The 20,106-nt window shown below is 65.0% G+C and carries 21 protein-coding genes and 1 other RNA gene; 7 read left to right on the forward strand and 15 right to left on the reverse strand.

Features of this window, described 5'->3' with window-relative positions; genetic code table 11:
* Window positions 1-38 precede the first annotated feature (38 nt).
* Complete coding sequence (gene dcd / locus ACR9Y6_RS07590; RefSeq protein WP_036114141.1) at window positions 39-605, reverse strand: dCTP deaminase; 567 nt, start codon at window positions 603-605, stop codon at window positions 39-41.
* 70 nt (window positions 606-675) lie between these two features.
* Window positions 676-1,761 carry an iron-sulfur cluster carrier protein ApbC gene (apbC, locus tag ACR9Y6_RS07595; RefSeq protein ID WP_481280751.1) on the reverse strand — a complete coding sequence of 362 codons (1,086 nt, stop codon included), beginning with the start codon at window positions 1,759-1,761 and terminating at the stop codon, window positions 676-678.
* 140 nt (window positions 1,762-1,901) lie between these two features.
* Here apbC and ACR9Y6_RS07600 point away from each other — a divergent pair, with 140 nt between their 5' ends.
* Window positions 1,902-2,348 (forward strand): DUF2147 domain-containing protein, encoded by a 447-nt coding sequence (locus ACR9Y6_RS07600; RefSeq protein ID WP_481280752.1) that lies wholly within the window; start codon window positions 1,902-1,904, stop codon window positions 2,346-2,348.
* 56 nt (window positions 2,349-2,404) lie between these two features.
* Here the strand turns inward: ACR9Y6_RS07600 and dnaJ are convergent, their stop codons facing one another.
* The 4 genes from dnaJ to hrcA form a co-directional block, all read right to left on the reverse strand.
* On the reverse strand, window positions 2,405-3,532 hold the full coding sequence (gene dnaJ, locus ACR9Y6_RS07605; RefSeq protein ID WP_481280753.1) for a molecular chaperone DnaJ: 1,128 nt from the start codon (window positions 3,530-3,532) through the stop codon (window positions 2,405-2,407).
* A gap of 127 nt (window positions 3,533-3,659) precedes the next feature.
* Window positions 3,660-5,585 carry a molecular chaperone DnaK gene (gene dnaK, locus ACR9Y6_RS07610; RefSeq protein ID WP_481280754.1) on the reverse strand — a complete coding sequence of 642 codons (1,926 nt, stop codon included), beginning with the start codon at window positions 5,583-5,585 and terminating at the stop codon, window positions 3,660-3,662.
* A 131-nt stretch (window positions 5,586-5,716) separates the two neighbouring features.
* Window positions 5,717-6,256, reverse strand: coding sequence for a nucleotide exchange factor GrpE (gene grpE, locus ACR9Y6_RS07615; protein WP_481280755.1), 540 nt, complete (start codon window positions 6,254-6,256; stop codon window positions 5,717-5,719).
* Window positions 6,257-6,342: 86 nt separating this feature from the next.
* Complete coding sequence (gene hrcA / locus ACR9Y6_RS07620) at window positions 6,343-7,404, reverse strand: heat-inducible transcriptional repressor HrcA (protein ID WP_481280756.1); 1,062 nt, start codon at window positions 7,402-7,404, stop codon at window positions 6,343-6,345.
* A gap of 134 nt (window positions 7,405-7,538) precedes the next feature.
* On the opposite strand from hrcA, the gene recN reads away from it, so the two are divergent.
* On the forward strand, window positions 7,539-9,209 hold the full coding sequence (gene recN / locus ACR9Y6_RS07625; protein ID WP_481280757.1) for a DNA repair protein RecN: 1,671 nt from the start codon (window positions 7,539-7,541) through the stop codon (window positions 9,207-9,209).
* Here recN and ACR9Y6_RS07630 read toward each other — a convergent pair whose 3' ends face one another.
* The gene (locus ACR9Y6_RS07630; protein ID WP_371024859.1) at window positions 9,210-9,839 is read right to left on the reverse strand and encodes a response regulator; all 630 of its coding nucleotides are present in this window, start codon (window positions 9,837-9,839) and stop codon (window positions 9,210-9,212) included. It abuts the gene before it with no gap.
* A gap of 89 nt (window positions 9,840-9,928) precedes the next feature.
* Between ACR9Y6_RS07630 and ACR9Y6_RS07635 the strand changes: the two genes are divergently transcribed.
* Window positions 9,929-11,548, forward strand: a complete 1,620-nt coding sequence (locus tag ACR9Y6_RS07635) for an MASE1 domain-containing sensor histidine kinase (RefSeq protein ID WP_481280758.1) — start codon at window positions 9,929-9,931, stop codon at window positions 11,546-11,548.
* 481 nt (window positions 11,549-12,029) lie between these two features.
* Here the strand turns inward: ACR9Y6_RS07635 and fur are convergent, their stop codons facing one another.
* Entirely contained in the window at window positions 12,030-12,443 is a 414-nt protein-coding gene (gene fur, locus ACR9Y6_RS07640; RefSeq protein ID WP_306847561.1) for a ferric iron uptake transcriptional regulator, read from the reverse strand.
* A gap of 72 nt (window positions 12,444-12,515) precedes the next feature.
* Here fur and ACR9Y6_RS07645 point away from each other — a divergent pair, with 72 nt between their 5' ends.
* Window positions 12,516-12,998 carry an outer membrane protein assembly factor BamE gene (locus ACR9Y6_RS07645; RefSeq protein WP_306847563.1) on the forward strand — a complete coding sequence of 161 codons (483 nt, stop codon included), beginning with the start codon at window positions 12,516-12,518 and terminating at the stop codon, window positions 12,996-12,998.
* Between the two features lie 9 nt (window positions 12,999-13,007).
* Here ACR9Y6_RS07645 and ACR9Y6_RS07650 read toward each other — a convergent pair whose 3' ends face one another.
* Both ACR9Y6_RS07650 and ACR9Y6_RS07655 read right to left on the reverse strand, forming a co-directional pair.
* A complete protein-coding gene (locus ACR9Y6_RS07650; RefSeq protein WP_481280759.1) occupies window positions 13,008-13,286 on the reverse strand; it encodes an RnfH family protein in 279 nt (92 codons plus the stop codon).
* Window positions 13,279-13,707 (reverse strand): type II toxin-antitoxin system RatA family toxin, encoded by a 429-nt coding sequence (locus ACR9Y6_RS07655; RefSeq protein WP_481280760.1) that lies wholly within the window; start codon window positions 13,705-13,707, stop codon window positions 13,279-13,281. The genes ACR9Y6_RS07650 and ACR9Y6_RS07655 overlap by 8 nt, the downstream gene beginning before the upstream one ends.
* A 79-nt stretch (window positions 13,708-13,786) precedes the next feature.
* Here ACR9Y6_RS07655 and smpB point away from each other — a divergent pair, with 79 nt between their 5' ends.
* On the forward strand, window positions 13,787-14,287 hold the full coding sequence (smpB, locus tag ACR9Y6_RS07660; RefSeq protein WP_306847568.1) for an SsrA-binding protein SmpB: 501 nt from the start codon (window positions 13,787-13,789) through the stop codon (window positions 14,285-14,287).
* A gap of 81 nt (window positions 14,288-14,368) precedes the next feature.
* Window positions 14,369-14,761, forward strand: a transfer-messenger RNA (tmRNA) gene (gene ssrA / locus ACR9Y6_RS07665).
* Between the two features lie 216 nt (window positions 14,762-14,977).
* On the opposite strand, the gene ACR9Y6_RS07670 is transcribed toward ssrA, so the two are convergent.
* The 3 genes from ACR9Y6_RS07670 to ACR9Y6_RS07680 all read right to left on the reverse strand — a co-directional run bounded on the left by ACR9Y6_RS07670 (window position 14,978) and on the right by ACR9Y6_RS07680 (window position 17,374).
* Entirely contained in the window at window positions 14,978-15,427 is a 450-nt protein-coding gene (locus ACR9Y6_RS07670) for an acetyltransferase (RefSeq protein ID WP_481280761.1), read from the reverse strand.
* A 172-nt stretch (window positions 15,428-15,599) separates the two neighbouring features.
* Complete coding sequence (locus ACR9Y6_RS07675) at window positions 15,600-16,412, reverse strand: NAD-dependent epimerase/dehydratase family protein (protein ID WP_481280762.1); 813 nt, start codon at window positions 16,410-16,412, stop codon at window positions 15,600-15,602.
* Window positions 16,409-17,374 (reverse strand): SDR family oxidoreductase, encoded by a 966-nt coding sequence (locus tag ACR9Y6_RS07680; protein ID WP_481280763.1) that lies wholly within the window; start codon window positions 17,372-17,374, stop codon window positions 16,409-16,411. Before ACR9Y6_RS07680 ends, ACR9Y6_RS07675 begins: the two co-directional genes overlap by 4 nt.
* A gap of 126 nt (window positions 17,375-17,500) precedes the next feature.
* Here ACR9Y6_RS07680 and ACR9Y6_RS07685 point away from each other — a divergent pair, with 126 nt between their 5' ends.
* On the forward strand, window positions 17,501-18,091 hold the full coding sequence (locus tag ACR9Y6_RS07685; RefSeq protein WP_481280764.1) for a TetR/AcrR family transcriptional regulator: 591 nt from the start codon (window positions 17,501-17,503) through the stop codon (window positions 18,089-18,091).
* 67 nt (window positions 18,092-18,158) lie between these two features.
* Here the strand turns inward: ACR9Y6_RS07685 and ACR9Y6_RS07690 are convergent, their stop codons facing one another.
* Together ACR9Y6_RS07690 and araD1 are read right to left on the reverse strand one after the other, a co-directional pair.
* Window positions 18,159-19,091 (reverse strand): Gfo/Idh/MocA family protein, encoded by a 933-nt coding sequence (locus ACR9Y6_RS07690; RefSeq protein ID WP_481280765.1) that lies wholly within the window; start codon window positions 19,089-19,091, stop codon window positions 18,159-18,161.
* A gap of 2 nt (window positions 19,092-19,093) precedes the next feature.
* Complete coding sequence (gene araD1 / locus ACR9Y6_RS07695; protein ID WP_481280766.1) at window positions 19,094-20,086, reverse strand: AraD1 family protein; 993 nt, start codon at window positions 20,084-20,086, stop codon at window positions 19,094-19,096.
* Window positions 20,087-20,106 lie beyond the last annotated feature (20 nt).

Genomic DNA, 20,106 nt, shown 5'->3' on the forward strand with positions numbered 1-20,106 from the left:
CGCCGATGTCGCGCGCGGATGCGACGTGAAGGCCGCGTTCAGGTGCTCGGCAGGGTGACGCCGCGCTGGCCCTGGTACTTGCCGCCGCGGTCGGCATAGGACACTTCGCACTCCTCGTCGGACTCGAGGAAGAGCATCTGCGCCACGCCCTCGTTGGCGTAGATTTTTGCGGGCAACGGCGTGGTGTTGGAGAACTCCAGGGTCACGTGGCCTTCCCACTCGGGTTCGAGCGGGGTCACGTTCACGATGATGCCGCAGCGCGCGTAGGTGCTCTTGCCGAGGCAGATCGTGAGCACCTGGCGTGGGATGCGGAAATACTCAACCGTGCGCGCCAGCGCGAAGGAATTGGGCGGAATGATGCAGACGTCGGACTTGACGTCGACGAAGCTGCGCTCGTCGAAGGCCTTCGGATCGACGATCGTGGAGTTGATGTTGGTGAACACCTTGAACTCGTCGGCGCAACGCACGTCGTAGCCGTAGCTGGACGTGCCGTAGGACACCAGCCGGTGGCCGTCGCGCTCCTTGACCTGGCCAGGGGCGAACGGCTCGATCATGCCGTGCTGCTCGGCCATGCGGCGGATCCACTTGTCGGACTTGATGCTCACTTACTGTCTCCCTCGCTGGAGCCGGAAAGGTATAGGAACGTTGCCGTGCACGCCACTTGGGCGTCGGCGGTCAGGTGTTCTGGATGACGATCTTCGGGAACGAAATGGCCTTGTTGCGCGCCTGCAGCGACAGCCTGGCGGCGGTGGTGCGGGCGATGGCGCGATAGCGCGCGGCAAGGTCGGAGTCGGGAATGGCGACCACGGTGGGCTTGCCGTCGTCCGCCTGCTGGCGGATACGGATGTCCAGCGGCAGGTCGCCGAGGTAGGCGATGCCGGCTTCCTGCGCCATGCGGGCGCCGCCGCCGTGGCCGAAGATATGTTCCTCGTGCCCGCAGTTCGAGCAGATATGGGTGGCCATGTTTTCCACCACGCCGAGGACGGGCACCTCCACCTTGCGGAACATGCCGAGCGCCTTGCGTGCATCGAGCAGGGCGATGTCCTGCGGCGTGGTGACGATCACCGCGCCGGACACCGGCACCTTCTGCGAAAGCGTGAGCTGGATGTCGCCGGTACCCGGCGGCAGGTCGATGATGAGGTAGTCGAGCTCTTCCCAGAGGGTGTCCGTCAGGAGCTGCATGAGCGCCTGGGTGACCATCGGGCCACGCCAGATCATCGGCGTGTCCTCCTCGATCAGCACGCCGATCGACATCGCCTGGAGGCCATGGGCGCGCATCGGCACGATGCTCTTGCCATCGGGCGACGACGGCTTGCCACTGAGGCCGAGCATGCGCGGCTGGCTCGGCCCGTAGATATCGGCGTCGAGGATGCCGACCGTGGCGCCTTCGGCCGCGAGGGCCAGGGCCAGGTTCACCGACACCGTGGACTTGCCCACGCCGCCCTTGCCGGAGGCGACGGCGATGATGTTCTTCACGCCCGGCAACGGCGCCAGTTGGCCCTGCACCTTGTGCGGGTGCACGCGCCAACTGACCGACACGGCTGCCGAGGCGATGGCCGGGTCCGCCTGCAGGGCGTCCCTGGCGTCGTGCGCCGCCTGCTCCAGGTACCCGGTGGCCGGATAACCCAGTTGGATATCCACAGATACGCGGTCTCCGTCCACGCCGACAGCGCGCAGGGACGCACCCAGGGGCTGCCCGGAATGGGGATCGATAACGCGGTCGAGGATGCCGCGGACGAGGGTTTCGCTGGGCTGGGTCATGGGGACACGTGAGGAAAATCGAAGATCAGCCATTATGCCAGCGTGGGCCCCGGCACGGTCTGGCGCGATGCAGCTTGACGGGCGTCGCGGCGGTCGTCAGGCTCCGGCCGTACCTGACCGTATGGGGAGTCCCCGAGCCTATGAAGCCTCTGATCCGCACCGCCGTCGCCCTCGCCTTTGCCGCGAGCGCCCTCCCCGCCCTGGCCGCCAACGACTCGCCCGTGGGCAAGTGGAAGACGATCGACGACAAGACCAAGGAAGTGAAATCCATCGTCGAGATCACCGAGAACGGCGGCTTGCTAGAGGGCAAGGTGATCCAGGTGCTCAAGTCCGACCACGGCCCGCATCCGCTCTGCACCGAGTGCGATGGCGAGCGCAAGAACAAGCCCATCGAAGGCATGACCATCATGTGGGGCCTGAAGAAGGATGGCGACGAGTGGTCCGGCGGCCAGATCCTCGACCCGGCCAAGGGCAAGATCTACAAGGTCACGCTCAAGCTGGAGAACGGCGGAAAAACCCTCGACGTCCACGGATACGTGGGCTTCTCGCTGATCGGGCGCAGCCAGGAGTGGGTGCGGGCCGAGTAAGCCGGCGGGTCACGAGCGGCAGGAGCACGCCATTGCGCTCCTGCCGCCATCGTCGGTTACGACGTGACGCGTGACCAGAAGTCCTTGACGCCGTCGATGAAGGTGTTCGAACGCGGCGTGTGCTTCGCCGCTTCCTCGCCCACGAACGTGGCTTCCAGCTGGGTAAGCAGGTCGCGCTGCTCCTTCGTGAGGCGGACCGGTGTCTCCACCACCACGGTGCAGATGAGATCGCCGGTACGGCCACCGCGAACCGACTTGACGCCGCGTCCGCGCAGGCGGAATTGCTGGCCCGTCTGTGTTTCGGGCGGCACGTTCACCGGGACCTCGCCCTCGAGCGTCGGCACGGCCAGCTCGGTACCGAGCGCGGCCTGCGCGAAGCGGATGGGTACTTCGCAGTAGAGATCGGAACCGTCGCGGTGGAAGATCTTGTGCTCGCGCACGCGCACTTCCACATAGAGGTCGCCGGCCGGCGAACCCGCGGGACCGGCTTCACCTTGCCCGGTCAGGCGGATGCGATCGCCGTTGTCCACGCCCGCCGGAATGCGCACCGACAACGTGCGCTCTTCCTCGAGACGACCCTCGCCGTGGCACTTCTTGCAGGGCTTGTCGATCTTCTGGCCGGAGCCATGACAGGTCGGGCAGGCTTGCTGGATGGAGAAGATGCCGTTCTGCATGCGCACGCGGCCGTGGCCTGCGCAGGTGGAACAGGTGGAGACCTTGCCGTCCTCCGAGCCCGTGCCGTTGCAGTGATGGCAATTGACCTGGGTGGGCACCTCGATCTTCTTCTCGACGCCGAACACGGCTTCCTCGAGATCGAGATCCATCATGTAGCGCAGGTCGGCACCGCGGCGCGTACGCTGGCGTCCGCCGCCACCGCCGAAGATGTCACCGAAAATATCGCCGAAGATGTCGCCCACGTCGCCGAAGCCGGCACCGTTGCCACGACCGAAGCCACCGCCCTCGAAGGCGGCATGGCCGTACTGGTCGTACGCCGCGCGCTTCTGCGCGTCGGAGAGTACGTCGTAGGCTTCCTTGGCTTCCTTGAATTTCTCGAGCGCTTCCGGTTCCGGATTGCGGTCGGGGTGATACTTCATCGCGACGCGACGAAAGGTCTTCTTGAGGTCGCCCTCGCTCACGGTGCGTTCCACACCGAGGATTTCGTAGTAGTCGCGCTTGCTGCTCATTGCACGCTTGCTTTCCCTGGACGAACGAACGCGCCGGCGGGAAACCCTTCGGCGCGATCGATCCGGTTGACCCTTGCCATGCCGCGGACGCTCTGGCCGCGGCATGGCATCGCTTTAGCAGGACGACTTACTTCTTGTCGTCCTTGACCTCGGTGAACTCGGCGTCGACCACGTCGTCCGGCTGAGCCGAACCGCCGCCCGGCGCGGACTGCTGCGCGGTGTCCTGCGCGCCGCCCGACTGCGCCGCCGCCGCGAGCGCCTGCGCCACCTGTTCGAGGTTGGCGATCTTCGCCTCGATCGCGGTCTTGTCGTCGCTGTCCTTGAGCTTCTCCAGCTCGGACACCGCGTTGTCGATACCGGCGAGCTGCTCGGCCGGAATCTTGCCGCCGTGTTCCTTCAGCTGGCTGCGCGTGGCGTGCACGAGCTGGTCGGCCCTGTTGCGCACCTGCACCAGTTCGTGGAACTTCTTGTCTTCCTCGCGGTTGGCTTCCGCGTCGGCGACCATGCGCTGGATCTCTTCCTCCGAGAGGCCCGAACCGGCCTTGATCTCGATCTTCTGTTCCTTGCCGGTGTCCTTGTCCTTCGCCGACACGTGAAGGATGCCGTTGGCGTCGATGTCGAAGGTGACCTCGATCTGCGGCGTGCCGCGCGGCGCCGGGCGGATGCCCTGCAGGTCGAACTTGCCCAGCGACTTGTTCGCGTTGGCGCGCTCGCGCTCGCCCTGGAGGACGTGCACGGTAACGGCCGTCTGGTTGTCGTCGGCGGTGGAGAAGACCTGCGAGGCCTTGGTCGGCACCGTGGTGTTCTTCTCGATGAGCTTGGTCATCACGCCACCCATCGTCTCGATGCCGAGCGACAGCGGGGTGACGTCGAGCAGGAGCACGTCCTTCACCGAACCACCCAGCACGCCGCCCTGGATCGCGGCACCCACGGCCACGGCTTCATCCGGGTTGACGTCCTTGCGCGGCTCCTTGCCGAAGAAGTCCTTCACCGCTTCCTGCACCTTCGGCATGCGGGTCTGGCCACCGACGAGGATCACCTCGTGGATGTCTGACACGCGCAGGCCGGCGTCGTTGAGCGCGGTGCGGCAGGGATCGATCGTGCCCTTGACCAGGTCTTCCACCAGCGACTCCAGCTTGGCGCGGGTCAGCTTGATGTTGAGGTGCTTCGGGCCCGAGGCGTCGGCGGTGACATACGGCAGGTTGACGTCGGTCTGGTGGGCCGAGGAAAGCTCGATCTTCGCGCGCTCGGCGGCGTCCTTCAGGCGCTGCAGCGCGAGCTGGTCCTGGCGCAGGTCGATGCCCTGCTCCTTCTTGAACTCTTCGACGAGGTAATCGATGACGCGGTTGTCGAAGTCCTCGCCACCCAGGAAGGTGTTGCCGTTGGTCGCGAGCACTTCGAACTGCTTCTCGCCGTCGACGTTGGCGATCTCGATGATCGACACGTCGAACGTGCCGCCGCCGAGGTCGTACACGGCGATCTTGCGGTCACGCGCGTCGGTCTTGTCGAGGCCATAGGCCAGGGCGGCCGCGGTCGGCTCGTTGATGATGCGCTTGACGTCGAGGCCGGCGATCTTGCCGGCATCCTTCGTGGCCTGGCGCTGGCTGTCGTTGAAGTACGCCGGCACGGTGATGACCGCTTCGGTGACCGACTCGCCCAGGAAGTCCTCGGCGGTCTTCTTCATCTTCATCAGCACCTTCGAGGAGATCTCCTGCGGCGCCATCTTCTTGCCGTCGGCGGTCTGCACCCAGGCATCGCCGTTATCGTGCGCGACGATACTGTACGGCACGATCTTGATGTCCTTCTGCACCTCGGCGTCGGTGAACTTGCGGCCGATGAGGCGCTTCACCGCGTAGAAGGTGTTCTTGGGATTGGTGACGCTCTGGCGCTTGGCCGGCGCACCGACCAGGACCTCGCTGTCCTTGGTGAAAGCGACGATGGACGGCGTGGTGCGATCGCCCTCCGCGTTCTCGATGACACGCGCGGTCGAACCCTCCATCACTGCGACGCAGGAGTTGGTCGTACCGAGGTCGATGCCGATGATCTTGGCCATTGAAGTTGCTCCGAATTGCTAAGCGGCCCCCGCGGCCGCGACTGTGTTTGAAAATGGGGCCCGGCCCCATCGATTCAATGCCTGGTGAGACTCCCCGCCTGCGCGAAAACCGCGCCACACGGGGTTTTCATTCAGTGATCGCCGACGACGGCGACGAGCGCCGGGCGCAGCAGGCGATCGTTGAGCACGAAGCCCTTCTGCACGACCGCGACCACCGTGCCCGGTGCGTGTTCGTTCGAGGTGACCGAACTGATCGCCTGGTGGTGTTCCGGATTGAACGGCTTGTGCAGCGGATCGATCACGCTCAGCCCGTTGCTCTGGATCACCTTTTCCAACTGCTTCAGCGTCAGGTCGAGGCCTTCGCGAAGGGCCTTCGCATCGGCCGACTCGTTGGCCAGGCCAAGCACGATGCCGTCGTACACCGGGAGCAACTCGCCCAGCAGTTTCTCGTTGGCGAAGCGGCGGGCGTTGTCCAGGTCGCGCTGGAGACGGCGGCGCTGGTTCTCGATCTCCGCCCGCTCGCGCAGGACCGTCTCGCGCGCCTGGCCCAGCTCGGCTTCGAGCGAGGCCAGCTTCGCGGTCAGCGCGTCGAAGTCGGCATTGACACTCTCGTTGCCGGCCGTGCCGCCGTCCTGTACCGGATCCGGCACGTGGGGATCGTTGTTATGCATGCGTACTCCAAATGTCAGCTTACCGACCCGCTCCATGGAGGGGCCGAACATTCGCGGGAAATAGTAAACCCGCCTCCCGTGGCGGTTTATGAGGTCGCCGCGGCGCGATTCAAGGCGTCGCTGAGCAGTCCGGCGGTGGCCTGGACCACCGGGATCACCCGCTCATATGCCATACGCGTCGGTCCAATAACTCCGATCGCGCCGAGCATGCGGCCACTCGTGCCATAGGTGGCGGTGACGATGCTGCAGCCGTCGAGGGCCGAGAATCCGGACTCCTCGCCGATGAACAGCCGCACGCCAGGGGCCTTGACGCACATTTCCATGAGCTGGAGCAGGTCGCGCTTCTGCTGGAAGGCGTCGAAGAGATCGCGGAGCCGGTCGATGTCGGCCAGTTCCGAATAACCCATCAGGTTGGTCTGGCCGCTGACGAGGACATCGTCCGCGTCCTCGTCGGCGGAGAACGAGGCGGTGGCCAGTTCCACCACGCTGGACAGCAGGCGGTTGATCTCGCCGCCCGCCTCGCGCAGTTCCGCGGCCAGGTGCGCACGGATATCGGCCAGGCGGAACCCGGCGAACTGGGCGTTCAGGTAGTTCGCCGCCTGCTCCAGGTCGGAGCCTTCCAGCGGACGGGCCAGCTGGACGACACGGTTCTGCACCTGGTTGTCCGAGAACACCAGGATCACCAGCACGCGGGCGTCCGGCAGGTTGACGAAGTCGATGTGACGCAGGGGGAAATCGCCCTGGCGGGGCACGGTGACCACCCCGGCGAAATGGGTCATCGCCGAGAGCAGGTTCGAGACATTGCCGAGCAGGTCGCGGGTGGTCGTCTGGTGTGGCGGCAGGCCGCCTTGCAAGCGGGCCATCTCGTCGCGCGGCAGCGGCTTGAGTTCGAGCAGGCTGTCGACGAACAGGCGCAGCCCGCGCGGCGTGGGAATACGCCCGGCCGAGGTGTGCGGCGAGGCCACCAGGCCGGCATCCTCGAGGTCGGCCATGATGTTGCGGATCGTCGCCGGGCTGACTTCCAGGCCGGAGGACCGCGCCAGCGTGCGTGAGCCGACCGGCTCGCCATCGGACAGGTATTGGGAAATCAGGGTCCGCAGCAGCCGGCGCGCGCGAGCATCGATGTCGTGACCGGAAAACGGATTCATGCGCCTGACTGGATGGGAAGGGGGTCGGATCCTCGGGCTATCAATAAGGTCTAGCCGCTCCGCTTGCAAGTCTCGGCTTCTGCGACGCCGCTGCCGCTACAATCGGCGCGATTCCATTCGCCACTCCCGTGCCCATGCTCACCTCGCTCTACGTCCGCCAGTTCGCCGTCGTCGAAGAAGCCGAGGTCGCCTTCGGGCCGGGCCTCACCGTGGTCAGCGGCGAGACCGGTGCCGGCAAGTCCCTGCTGGTGGATGCGCTGATGCTCCTGGCGGGCGCCCGCGCGGACAGCGGCATGGTCCGTGCCGGCAGCGACCGCGCCGAACTGGCCGCGGAATTCGATCTGGCCGGCCTGCCCGAGGCCCTGGACTGGTTGCGCCAGGAAGAACTGGACGACGGGCAGACCTGCCAGCTCCGCCGTGTGATCCGCACCGAAGGCAGCTCGCGTGGCTGGATCAACGGCCGTCCGGCCAGCCTCGCCCAGATGTCGGCGCTGGCCGCGCTGATCGTCGAGATCCATGGCCAGCACGAGCACCAGGCCCTGCTCTCGCGCCAGCACCAGATGGCCCTGCTCGACGCGTATGCCGGCAACGAAGCGCTGCTGGCCCAGGTACGCGAAACGGCCAAGGCGTGGCGCGACGCCGTGGCGCGTATCCGCACGCTCTCCGGTGGCGACGACCGCGAACACCAGATCGAGCTGCTGAGCCACGAACTGGAGGAACTCGACCGCTGGGCGCTGGCCCCGGCCGCGCTGGAAGACCTCGAAGCACAGCACCGCCGTCTCGCCAACGCCGGCCGCCTCGCCGAGGGCGCCAACGGCGTCGTCGAGATGCTGGATGGTGAAAGCGAGTTCGCGATCGGCCGCGCCCTGCTCCGCGCGCACGCGGAACTGTCGCGACTGGCCGAACTCGACGCCACGCTCGCGCCGACGCTGGAACTCCTGGACAGCGCGCAGATTCAGGTGGGCGAAGCCGTGGACGGCCTCAGCCGCTACGCACAGGATGTCGAACTCGATCCCGAGCGGCTGGCCGAGGTGGATACCCACCTCACCCATCTGCACGATCTCTCACGCCGCTACCGCCTGCCCATCGCCGAACTCACGGCCAAGGCCGACGAGGTCCGCGAACGCCTGGCCGAACTCGAAGGCGCCGGCGACGCGCTCGACCGCCTCGGTCGCGAGCGCGACCGCCTGCGCCAGGCCTACGACACCGCCGCCGCCGCCCTGTCAAAGGCACGCGCCGAGGCCGCGGCACGCCTTGGCGCCACGGTCGCCGGCTTGATGGGCGAACTGGGCATGGCTGGTGGACGGCTGGAAGTCTCGCTGGAACGCGCCGAGGGCGACGAGCCCGATCCGCAGGGACGGGAGCGCTGCGAACTGCTGGTCAGTGCCAACCCGGGGCAGCCGCCGCGTCCGCTGCGCAAGGTCGCCTCCGGTGGCGAACTCGCCCGCATCAGCCTCGCCATCGAGGTTGCCACGCTGGGCAACGACAACATCGGCTGCATGATCTTCGACGAAGTGGACACCGGCATCGGCGGCGCGGTCGCCGAAGTGGTCGGCCAGAAGCTGCGCGCCCTCGGCGAACGCGTGCAGGTGCTCTGCGTGACGCACCTGCCGCAGGTGGCCGCCCAGGGCCACTCGCATTTGCAGGTGGCGAAGGAGAGCGATGGCGAGGCCACGCGTACACGCATCCACTCGCTCGATGCCGCCGGACGGCGTGACGAGCTCAGCCGCATGCTCGGGGGGGTGGAGATCACCAAGGAGACCCGGGCGCATGCGAAGAAGATGCTGGATCGCGCCCAGGGGTGATCAGGTGCGGATCAGGCCGCGCTCTTGCGCCATGCGGTAGAGGTCCAGTTCCGAGCCGGCGTTGAGCTTGTTCATCACCGCCGCGCGATGGATGTAGATCGTCTTCTGCCCGATCCCGAGTTCCGCGGCCACCTGCTTCGGTGCGCGTCCGGCGGCCAGCAACAGGAAGACCTCCCGCTCGCGGGCCGTCAGGCGATTGAACGGGTCCAGGTCGGTCGTGGGCCGGCCCGAGCGACGCTCGCGCAGGTCGGAACTCAGGTACTGGTCGCCGCCGAGCACCGAACGCACCGCCGCCACCAGTTCCTCGGGCGCCACGCCCTTGGTCACGTAGCCGCGGGCACCACGGCGCAGCGCCTCGGATACGTAGGGCTCGCCGTCGTGCATGCTCAGCACCACGATCTTCATGCCCGGGGCGATGCTGCCCAGGTGCTCGATCAGCGGCAGCCCGCTGCCATCCGGCAGGGACAGGTCCACGGCCACCAGGTCCGGCCGATGCTGGGTGACAGCGTCCACCGCCTCGTCGGCGTTGCGGGCTTCGGCGACGACGTCGAGGTCGGGTTCCAGCTCGATGAGGCGCTTGAAACCCTCACGGACGATGGCATGGTCATCTACAAGGACGATTCTTGGCATGGGCAGAATGTAGCAGGCTCTCCCGACGCGTGCGTACGGCCCGATCGCCGCCGTCGGCTCCGCGCATCCGCCGTGTAACATTGCCGCCAATGCGACTACACGGTCTTTCACGCTTCGCCGGCCCCTTGTTCGCGCTCGCGTACGCCGCGGCGTGGGTGATGCTGTGGCCGACCGAGCAGCCCTATTGGGTGCTGCCCTTCGGCCTGCGCTTTGGCGCGCTGCTGTTGATGCGCACGCGCCACTGGTTCTGGATCCTCGGCGCCGAGATCGCCGCCAGCGCCTTTTGCGAATGGCGCAGTGGCCTGCCGATCGGGGGCGCGGGCTTCGTCCTGGGCGACGCTCCCGAGCCGCTGATGGTGGCCGCCTGCCTGTGGCTGCTGCGACGCGCGCACCTGCACGCCAGCCTCAATACGCCCGAGGACGTCGCCCGCCTGCTGCTCTCGGCCATGGTCACGGCCACGGTGGCCACCGCCGGCAACGCCGCGATGATGGCCTCCATGCATCCCGCCGCCCCGGTGGAGATGCTGGGTACCACCTTCGGCAGCGACCTGCTCGGCAACTACCTGGGCGTGCTGCTGGTGGTGCCGGTCATGATCCTGGCGTTCCGCGAGCGGCCCACCCAAGCGGCGATGGGCGAGCTGCTGCTCGACGGCCTGCTGGTGATGCTGCCCTCGCTCGCCATCCTGATCACGCTCGCCGAATACTCGCCGCAACCGCAGTTCGCCCGGGTCCTCTCCCTGGCGCCGGTGTTGTTCTTCGCGTTCCGCCACGGCTGGCGCGGCGCCGGCCTGGCCATGCTGATCACCAGCGTGGGACTGAACGTCACCGAGGACATGATCGGCCGCGGGGCGCCCACGGCGGCCGCCCACCTGTTCCTGGCCGTGGCGGGCACGGGCACGTTGATGCTCGGTGCGGCGACCGATGCGCTGCGCCGCAGCAGCGAGCGCGTGGCCCAGCAGAACACCCACCTGGCCGCCGCCAACCAGCGACTGGACCAGCTCGCGCGGCAACTGCGCGACGCCGCGCGCGGCAACCTTCAGGCGGAGGAAAACCTGCGCCGTCACATGGCCGCGGAACTGCACGACGAACTCGGCCAGAACCTCACCGCGATCCAGACCCACCTGAAACTGGCCCAGGCCAGGCTCGGCAGCGCCGGCCTGGAAGACATCGGCACCTCGATCAACGGCATCCTCGGCCATATGCGCCGTGCCCTGCACAAGATGCTCGATAGCCTGCGCCCCTCGGTCCTGGACGAATTCGGCCTGTTGCGCGCCCTCGACGAAGGCCCGGTGCGCGACATGCTCACCGCCGCGGGCATCCACTACGTGACCGACCTGAGGGGCGATCCCCGCCTGCTCGACGACGACACCCTGACGGCCATCTACCGTGTCGTCCAGGAGAGCGCGACCAACGTGGTGCGGCACTCCGGCGCCCGTCAGATGAAGCTGCGCCTGCGTATCGGCCTGCGCGACAGCGGGCCGGTGGCGATCCTCGACATCCGCGACGACGGGGCCGGCCTGCCCTCCACGCCGCGGCCCGTCCGCACCGATGGCGGCGGCCGTGGATTGCAGGGAATGAGCGACCGGATCACGGCCCTCGGCGGCCTCTTCCGCATCCGTCCGGAGCCGGTAGGACTTCACCTTCGCGTGCTGCTTCGCAGCACAAGTATCGGAAGCAACATAGGAAATTTTCCGATACCGGGTGGATGAACGCTTCGTTACGATCCCATTATCGATGTGGGGGAGCCGCCGTCGAGAGACGGTGAGCCCAGGTCGGTCGTGGGGACGATCGACCTGATGAGGCGACAGGATGTCGGCCTCGCCGGTGCGACATGGAGATCGGGATCCAGCGAGCAACTCGCGATCCACGAACCTTGAAGACGCCGGATCAAGCCGTCGGTGGACAGGAGTCCACCGGCGGCGTTTTTTTGGCCCTTCCCGGGTGATGGTGTTTCACACGGAAACCCCGTGTGGGAGCCGACCTTGTCGGCTATCCCGCGGCAGCGGGCCAGGTTTGGCAAGCACCCATCGCCGACAGGGTCGGCTCCCACAGGCATCCCTTCCCGAGCGACGGTGCAACCGGAGCGACGAGGGTGGCGGCCGACGGCTCGCCTGCCGCGCTTCCGGGACTTCCGTGTAGAACCCAAAAAAAAGGCCCCGCAGGGCCTTTTTTCCGTTCCGGCAGCCGGGATCAGCGCTTCTTCTTGGGCCGGACGTAGAGCACCAGGCTATGGTCTTCGATGACGTAACCGTGGCGCTCGGCGATCTCGTGCTGGAGGCGCTCGATCTCCTCGCTGATGAACTCGATCACTTTTCCGCTGTCCACGTCGATCATGTGGTCGTGATGCTTGCCGCGGTCCAGTTCGTACACCGCCTGCCCGCCCTCGAAGTTGTGCTTCATGACGATGCCGGCAGCTTCGAACTGGGTCAGGACGCGGTACACCGTGGCAAGCCCGATGTCCTCCTGGTGCGCAAGCAGGCGCTTGTAGATATCTTCGGCGGTGAGGTGGCGTTCCTCCGCCTCTTCGAAGATCTGCAGGATCCGCATGCGCGGATGCGTGACTTTGAGGCCCGCCTTGCGGAGCTCTTTGGTTTCCTGGTCCATGTCAGACCCCTCGCGGTGCCGTAAGGCGCTTAGTGTATCATCACAGGCTTCACGATCCGGACGTTACTACGCATGCATAAGCTCATCCGCACGCTGGGTTTGGCCATGATGGCGACCGCCATCGCGGGCTGTGGCCTGCTCTATACCCCCGACGTGCAGCAGGGCAACCTGCTCGACAAGAAGAACGTCGACCAGCTGCAGCCCGGCATGACCAAGCGCCAGGTCCTCGTCCTCCTGGGCACCCCCTCGGTCATCTCGCCGTTCGACCAGGACCGCTGGGACTACGTCTCGACCTTCTCGCACCGCGGCCGTCCGATGACGACCCGCACGCTGACCCTGTCCTTCAACAACGACACGCTCGTGCGGACCGAGGGTGACTTCTTCTCCCAGGATGCCCAGCAGCTGCTGAAGGACTCGGAGAAGTACAAGGCGAACCCGACCGGCGGCGCCGACGGCGACAAGAACACCGATGGCAAGAAGGAATCCAGCGACGGCGGCTTCGGTGTCGGCGTCAACGGCTCGTCCGACGACAGCCCGGCCAGCAAGCGCCAGTAAAGTTCCGGGTCAGGTGCCGCGCATCGCGCGGCGCCTCCTGGCTTCCATGGGGTCGAGGGTCAGCGGCCGGTAGAGTTCCACGCGGTCGCCCTCCTCCAGGACCTGCCCGGCAGGCACCTTCTTCGCGTAGATGCCTAGCCTGGAAGGGTCCGGCAGCACCCCCAAGGGCAGAGACGTTTTCGCCGCTTCGACGGCCTCCCAGGCGGTCGTCCCCGACGGCACGCGCAGGGCGATCACCACCTGCCCCTCGGGCCCGGCGTAGGCGACCTCGATGGCGATCTCAGCCATACTGCCGGCGCGCCTCGTCGCAGAAGTCGTCGACCATCCGGTTGGCCAGTTGCTGGAAGCCCATCTTCAGTACCCCACCGCCCAGGCCCGCGTAGTCGAAATCCAGGGCGAGCGCGATCTTGCAGCCGGCATCGCCCAGGGCCTGGAAGGTAAAGACGCCATCGAGCGAGCGGAACGGCCCCTCCACGAATTTCATGGACAGGCGTTCCGGCCGTTCCATGGTGTTCCGGGTGGTGAAATGCTGCTTCATGCCGGCGAACTTGAGATCCAGTCGGGCCACCAGCACATTGTCGTCCCGCTCCACCACCGTGGCGGCGTCACACCAGCCGAAGCGCTTTGGGTATGCTTCCACATCGTTGACCAGGTCGAACATCTGCGCGGGCGTGAACGGCACGATCGCACTGCGGCGGATTTCAATCACGTGAAGACCTCGTCTTATTCACCGGCTCATGGACCCGCCGGACTTGTATCAGGGATCCGATAGACCGATTTTAGCGGACATGGCAAAAGCGAAACCGAAGGACACGGAAAAGGAAGGCCGCGGCACGATCGCGCTGAACAAGCGCGCGCGCCACGAATACCACATCGACCAGCGCTTCGAAGCCGGGATGGAACTGCAGGGCTGGGAACTGAAGTCCCTGCGTGCCGGCCGGATCAACTTCGGCGAAGGCTGCTACGCGATCATCCAGCACGGCGAGGTCTTCCTCGTCGGCGCCCAGATTCCGCCGCTGATCAGTGCCTCCACCCACGTGGTGGCGAACGATCGGCGCACGCGCAAGCTGCTGCTCCACCGCGAGGAGATCGACCGCCTGATCGGCGCCGTCGAGCGCAAGGGCTACACCCTGGTCCCCACCGCGATGTACTGGAAGAACAACAAGGTGAAGTGCGAGATCGGCCTGGCCAAGGGCAAGCAGGAGCACGACAAGCGCAACACCGACAAGGAACGCGAATGGGCGATCGACAAGCAGCGCGTGATGCGCTCGCACAACAAGATGGGCTGACCTGAACAGCCGGGCGGCGCCCATTGTGGGTGCCCCTCCCCGCCCATATACTGCTGGATGTAGTCACATTACGTTTTCCCCGGGGGTGTACTGGTTTCGACGGGGGTAGTGCGATCTACTGGTGCATGCCGAGGGGGCAGCTTTCCTCGTTAAACCAGCCGCAAAACATATAGTTGCCAATGACAACTACTACGGTGACAACTCGGTGGCTCTCGCCGCCTAAGCTGTCCGGCCCCTAAAAAAGGCCAAACCCCCGAACCGATCTTGTGCTCATGCTCGTCGGTGTAGGGTCACTATCATGAGACCGCCGAAAGACCCTCCGTCTGTGGGTCTGACGCTAGATCAATCAGATATGTCCGCCGGTGCGCTTAGCACGCCGTGCTGTCGGCGGACGAGACTTAACGGTGAGCTAAGCATGTAGATCTGGAGATTAAACGCCTTCGGACGCGGGTTCGACTCCCGCCACCTCCACCACTTCGGCAGCGGATCAGCAGTAACTTGCTGATCCGTTTTGCTTTGCGGGTGACGGAGATCTCCGATCAGTCCTTTCAAAGGTACTCTTGGAGGTACTGGTATGCCCAAAGCATTCCTGCAAACCCGATAAGCCCGCTGACCGAGGTCGACGCGCAGGACATGGATCTGTTTTTTGGACGCCATCGCGACACTGCCGCGCAACGCCACGAAGAGATGTCAGGCAACACTCCGACCGGCCTCGCTCAAATGCAGCAACGGAAATGGCAACCCCAGGGAATCCGTTGACGAGCGCCCAGTGACTACGAAGCCATTGGATAGATAAAAAGCCACTGCGCGCGGATTTTGCTCATTTACATCCACTTGCAGTTCGCCTTTCAGTGTTCTCGCATGCTCAAGCATGATCTTTCCTCCTCCTCGCCGAAAGCTGGTCGGAGAAATAAACAACGCCTCAAGCTTGTTGTCGTCCAGCCCCATAAAACCCATAGGCGCTGATGCCTCATCGCACAATACCCACACTTCAAGGCCCGGCAGGGCTTGATCGCGAACTATGGGTAGAAGCGTCTGGATATCTTGTTCCGATAGAAAGTCATGTGACGCGCGAACCGATTGCTCCCAGATGCCAAGGAGAGCTTCATGATCTTCTGGCTGTGCTTTTCGAATCTTCATGTGTGCTGTCTAACGCGCATTAGGAAGTAGCAGTCTTCCTTTGATTTTGCACAGGAAACCGGGCCCCACAGTATCCCGCAGTTCGACAGCCTTGTCTTGAGGCTGTATCCCGGAATCGCCAGTGGCGGACGACCGATAACATGCGGCTTCTCGGCAGGCCTTCATATGCCGGTCAGAGCAGCCCCTCCTGGACAGCCTGATAGATCGTTCTGACGGAAGGCTGGAATCCCAGGCTACGGGCGAAGCTCCCGTCCACATGCAAGTGCCAGGGATTCATGAGCGGCTCGGAAGATGGCGCCATGGATGCGCCGGCGAGCGTGACCAATTCATAGACCGACGCCGGGGCTTCGTCTGTGATGTTCACGATATGGCCGTCCATCACGCCGGCCAAAGCCATCTTCACGACCAATGCGACGTCTCGATGATGGACGGTGCTCAGTCTCTGGGCAGGATGCCATGTGCCGACGACATGTTTGGGAAGGTCTTCGAGATGCCCGTCACGATCACCGTAGACGAACGGGAATCGCAGGATCGACCAGTTGATGCCGCTGCTGCGCAGTTCGTTCTCCGCCGCCACCTTGCTGGCAGGATACGCATGCCGTGGCTCGACGACATCGTCTTCGCGGCCTGGACGAGGGCTGTTCGCATCGTAGACGTGGCAGGTACTCGCCATGATGAAGCGCGCGCCCTTTGCATGTGCCTTCGTTGCCGCGATCAGGTTACGCGTGCCTTCCAGGTTGACCTTCCAGATCAGGTCTTCGTCGGACGTTCGGAACACCGCCGCCAAGTGCACGACAGCCGATATACCTTCCAGCGCAGCCGCAAGGGACGCCAGGTCCAGGATATCGCCCTCGATGGCGGTTACTCCGGCTGGGAGCGTCCTGCCGTGGCGCACCAGCGCCCGGCATCGCACCCCCGAATCCACCAGACGCCCTAGCAGACGCGAGCCAACGAGCCCGGTCCCACCTGTCACAAGAACCGTCATGGGTTCACTCCCTCCCCGTCCGCTTCTGGAAACTTCCGCCCTTCGCCGGCGGGATAGACCATGCCGGTCAGCCGCTCCGATTCATCCCAGAGCCTGGCAGCGCTGGTCGTATCGAGGGCCTGCGGAGGGATCATGGCCGGGACCGGATAGCCACGCGTCTCGCTCAGCTTGTTCGGACCGTAGTACGCACCCGCTTGCGCTTCCGGCGAAGTCGCGGCGAAGAGTGTCGGCAATGCCCCCTGAGCCGCGGGTTGGAACAAAAACCACAGGTAACGGCGGACGATACCCGGCGCGCTCCAGGTTCCGGCGCCGTTGGGCAAGAGATCGGTGCGCGAAATACCGGGATGCGCGGCGACACTCTGGATACCCCAGCCTGCGGTATCGCTGCGGCGCTGTAGTTCAAGGGCGAACATCAGGCAGGCGAGCTTCGATTGACCATAAGCTGGCATCGGCTTGTAGCTGCGCCGAGCTTGCAGATCATCGAAGTCGATCGCGGCGCTTCGGGCTGCAACGCTAGAAAGAGTGACCACGCGCGGCTTGTCGCCCTTTCGCAGCAGCGGCAGAAGCTGGCCGGTCAAGGCGAAGTGGCCAAGGTAGTTGGTGCCGAACTGCAACTCGAACCCGTCGGTAGTGGCCAGGCGCTTCGGTGGCGTCATCACCGCCGCGTTGTTGATGAGCAGATCCAGTCTGTCGCGCGAGCGTCGCAGGTTCCCCGCGAATGACTTGATGGAGTCGAGGCTGGCGAGATCCAGCAACTCGAAAGCTACATTCGCACCCGGCACGCTTTGGCGAATCCGATCGACTGCCGCGCTGCCCTTCAACGGATTTCGACCCGCGATGATGACGTCGGCCCCTGCCCGGGCCAATGCCAATGCGTCCTGGAATCCAAGACCGCCAGTACCGGTGACTACCGCTGTACGGCCGCGTTGGGATGGGATGTCGGAAACGGTCCAAGTGGCCATCAACCTTGCCTTGGTCAGGGATGAGAACGTAAGATGAGTGCAACTAATTTAGCACTGAGTGCAATTTTTACTGCACTTGATGCAGCTTTGCAATAGGCCATCCGGATGTCAGGAAATTCGTCCCCCGTGGGCGCAGCGGCCACAGAAGGTTTGCGGGAGCGCAAGCGCCGCGAAACTCGTCAGCGTATCGCCGAGGTCGGACAGCGCTTGTTCCTTGCCAATGGCTACGAAAATACGACGCTGGACGCCATCGCCGCGGAAGCGGGCATCTCGCGCCGCACCTTTTTCTCGTATTTCAAATCCAAGGACGACGTCATCCTGTTCTGGCAACAGGCAGGAGCCTCGAGTCTGTATGCCGAGTTGCTCAAGACGTCACCCGACGTATCGCCGCTCGATGCGGTTCGCGATGTGATGGTGAAGCATATCGAGGGCTATACGACCGAACAAATGATCGCCGTCGACAACCTCATGCGGTCAAGCGAAGCGCTGCGTGCCCGCAAGCAGACGCATTATGCGGAACAGGAGCAAGCGCTCTTCGAGACGTTGTGCGAGGTGTGGCGGCAACCCGAGCGCCGCACCTCGCTTCGAATGGTCGCCATGGTCTCCGTCGGGGCGATGAGATTGGCGCTTCAAGCATGGAGAGACCAGACTGGCCAACGAAAGCCGGTGGCCAAGTTCTTAAGGGATGCCTTCGACAGTTTACGCATGGAACTCTGATTGCATCGAGGGCCACTCGTCCCTGACAGCACCCATTCCATGTGTCCTAACGGGCGCGGCTACGGTCTCATCTGTCCCAATGAAACGCCTCGGTAGTCTCACGACGACCCAGCAAGAACGCATCGGCCACCAGTCGCAGCGGCGTCGTATCCACATCGGAACTGCGCGAACGGATCAGCGAGGCGAAACGCGAATACATCCCCGCATATTCCCGGTCTTCCCCGCGCACCTCCTGTCCAGGCAGGCTGAGCACGGCGCCACCTTTAGCTAGCGTCAACCGACCTTGATCGGTCTCGACCACGATGTCCCAACTCTGCGGACCGGTCTGGCGCCAGTCCAGATCCATCGACATCGGGACATCGTCCCCGTCGATGAACCGCAGGTCGGCCGCGATGGGCGCCGCGCGGTTGGCGGGAATCGACAAGGTCGCGGATCGAAGGATGAACGCCCGGGGAAGTATGTACGTGGCGATCGACAATGCGTTGATCCCCGGATCGAAGACGCCCAGCCCGCCGGCTTCCCATATCCACTCTTGCCCCGGGTGCCAAACGCGAACATCTTCCCGCCAACGGATGGAAACGCTCTCTATCCGCCGCTCGGCGAGCCAGGCGCGCGCAGGTTCCACGCCGGCGGCATATCGGGAATGCCAGCCCGCGAACAAGGTCAGGCCGCCAGCATCCGCTCGCTGTGAGAGTGCCGCGACTTCGGTCAATGTCGCGCCCGGCGGCTTCTCGAGGAAGACATGGACGTTGTTCTTCAGGGCCTTCCTGGCCAGCGTATAGCGAACCTGCGGCGGCGTGCAGAGGACGACCGCATCCACGGCGACGTCACCCTGGAACAACGCATCGAGGCTGTCGAAGCAAGGAACGCCTTCAACGCCCGACACCGCGGGATCGACCACTGCCGCAAGATGGAAGTCATCGTCGTTCGCGATCGCGGGGAGGTGCTGGTCGCGGGCGATCTTGCCCAGGCCGACCACCGCGATGCGGATAGGGGCCACCGTCAAAGTGCCTTGACCGTGACGGCCTGCGCGGGTGCCTGCGCGAGCGCGTTACGCAGCGGCAAGGCGAACGGCGCGGCTTCTATCTCGAACACGTCGCCAAGCTGGGTAGCCACGCCATCGGAGAACGACAACGTGGCCGTACCGAAGAAATGCACGTGGATATCGCCCGGCTGCCGGAACAGCTCGTACTTGAAATGATGCGCCTCGAGATTCGCGAAGCTATGCGACATGTTCTCTTGCCCGGAGAGGAATGGCTTTTCCCACACGACCGCACCGTTTCGATAGATGCGGCTCTTGCCCTCGATTTCAGCAGGAAGCGGGCCGACGAGCAATTCGGCACCCAGGGCCGCCTGGCGCAATTTCGAATGCGCGAGCCAGAGGTAGTTGTGCCGTTCCGTGATGTGGTCGCTGAACTCGTTCGCGAGGCAAACGCCGAGACGAAACGGCGTGCCGTCGTCGCCGATGAGGTAGATGCCCGCGAGTTCCGGCTCCTCTCCGCCATCCTTCGCGAATGCGGGCGATGTGAGCGGCGTGCCCGGCCCGACCAGGCCATGGCCGTTGCCCTTGTAGAACCATTCCGGCTGGCTGCCGACCTCCCCTTCCGCGGGTTTGCCGCCCGCGACACCTTCGAGGAAGATTCGCATCGAATCCGTCTGCTTCTCGGCGGCGGCCGCCTCACGGTGCATCTTGTCCCGCCCTTCCGCGGAACCCAGGTGGGTGAGGCCCGTGCCGGTCATGAAGAGATGCGCCGGGTCCGGGTGATCGATCGGAGCGAGCAAGCGGCCCGCGGCCAACTCCTCGACGATATCCACCGGCTTCCCGGCACCGCATGCGGCGATCGCGCCCGCGAGGTCGGTGCCCATCGCGATGGCCTTGCCCGCGAGTGCCCGAACGCTATCGACGCCAGGCACGAAGGCGGCGGCATCGCCCCGCGCGGCGATCACCGAGCGCACGCCGTCCGCGGCACGATGTTGCAGGAGACGCAAAGTCATGAAGTCTCTCTCTCTTCTCG

The organism is Luteibacter sp. TLI7-4A, assembly GCF_056754745.1.

Coding starts and splice junctions, on each gene's coding strand:
- recN (WP_481280757.1), top strand. CDS start 7,539: ATGCTCACCTCGCTCTACGTCCGCCAGTTCGCCGTCGTCGAAGAAGCC.
- grpE (WP_481280755.1), bottom strand. CDS start 6,256: ATGCATAACAACGATCCCCACGTGCCGGATCCGGTACAGGACGGCGGC.
- ACR9Y6_RS07630 (WP_371024859.1), bottom strand. CDS start 9,839: ATGCCAAGAATCGTCCTTGTAGATGACCATGCCATCGTCCGTGAGGGT.
- ACR9Y6_RS07680 (WP_481280763.1), bottom strand. CDS start 17,374: ATGGCCACTTGGACCGTTTCCGACATCCCATCCCAACGCGGCCGTACA.
- dnaJ (WP_481280753.1), bottom strand. CDS start 3,532: ATGAGCAGCAAGCGCGACTACTACGAAATCCTCGGTGTGGAACGCACC.
- apbC (WP_481280751.1), bottom strand. CDS start 1,761: ATGACCCAGCCCAGCGAAACCCTCGTCCGCGGCATCCTCGACCGCGTT.
- ACR9Y6_RS07645 (WP_306847563.1), top strand. CDS start 12,516: ATGCATAAGCTCATCCGCACGCTGGGTTTGGCCATGATGGCGACCGCC.
- fur (WP_306847561.1), bottom strand. CDS start 12,443: ATGGACCAGGAAACCAAAGAGCTCCGCAAGGCGGGCCTCAAAGTCACG.
- ACR9Y6_RS07600 (WP_481280752.1), top strand. CDS start 1,902: ATGAAGCCTCTGATCCGCACCGCCGTCGCCCTCGCCTTTGCCGCGAGC.
- ACR9Y6_RS07650 (WP_481280759.1), bottom strand. CDS start 13,286: ATGGCTGAGATCGCCATCGAGGTCGCCTACGCCGGGCCCGAGGGGCAG.
- ACR9Y6_RS07675 (WP_481280762.1), bottom strand. CDS start 16,412: ATGACGGTTCTTGTGACAGGTGGGACCGGGCTCGTTGGCTCGCGTCTG.
- ACR9Y6_RS07670 (WP_481280761.1), bottom strand. CDS start 15,427: ATGAAGATTCGAAAAGCACAGCCAGAAGATCATGAAGCTCTCCTTGGC.
- hrcA (WP_481280756.1), bottom strand. CDS start 7,404: ATGAATCCGTTTTCCGGTCACGACATCGATGCTCGCGCGCGCCGGCTG.
- smpB (WP_306847568.1), top strand. CDS start 13,787: ATGGCAAAAGCGAAACCGAAGGACACGGAAAAGGAAGGCCGCGGCACG.
- ACR9Y6_RS07635 (WP_481280758.1), top strand. CDS start 9,929: ATGCGACTACACGGTCTTTCACGCTTCGCCGGCCCCTTGTTCGCGCTC.
- dnaK (WP_481280754.1), bottom strand. CDS start 5,585: ATGGCCAAGATCATCGGCATCGACCTCGGTACGACCAACTCCTGCGTC.
- araD1 (WP_481280766.1), bottom strand. CDS start 20,086: ATGACTTTGCGTCTCCTGCAACATCGTGCCGCGGACGGCGTGCGCTCG.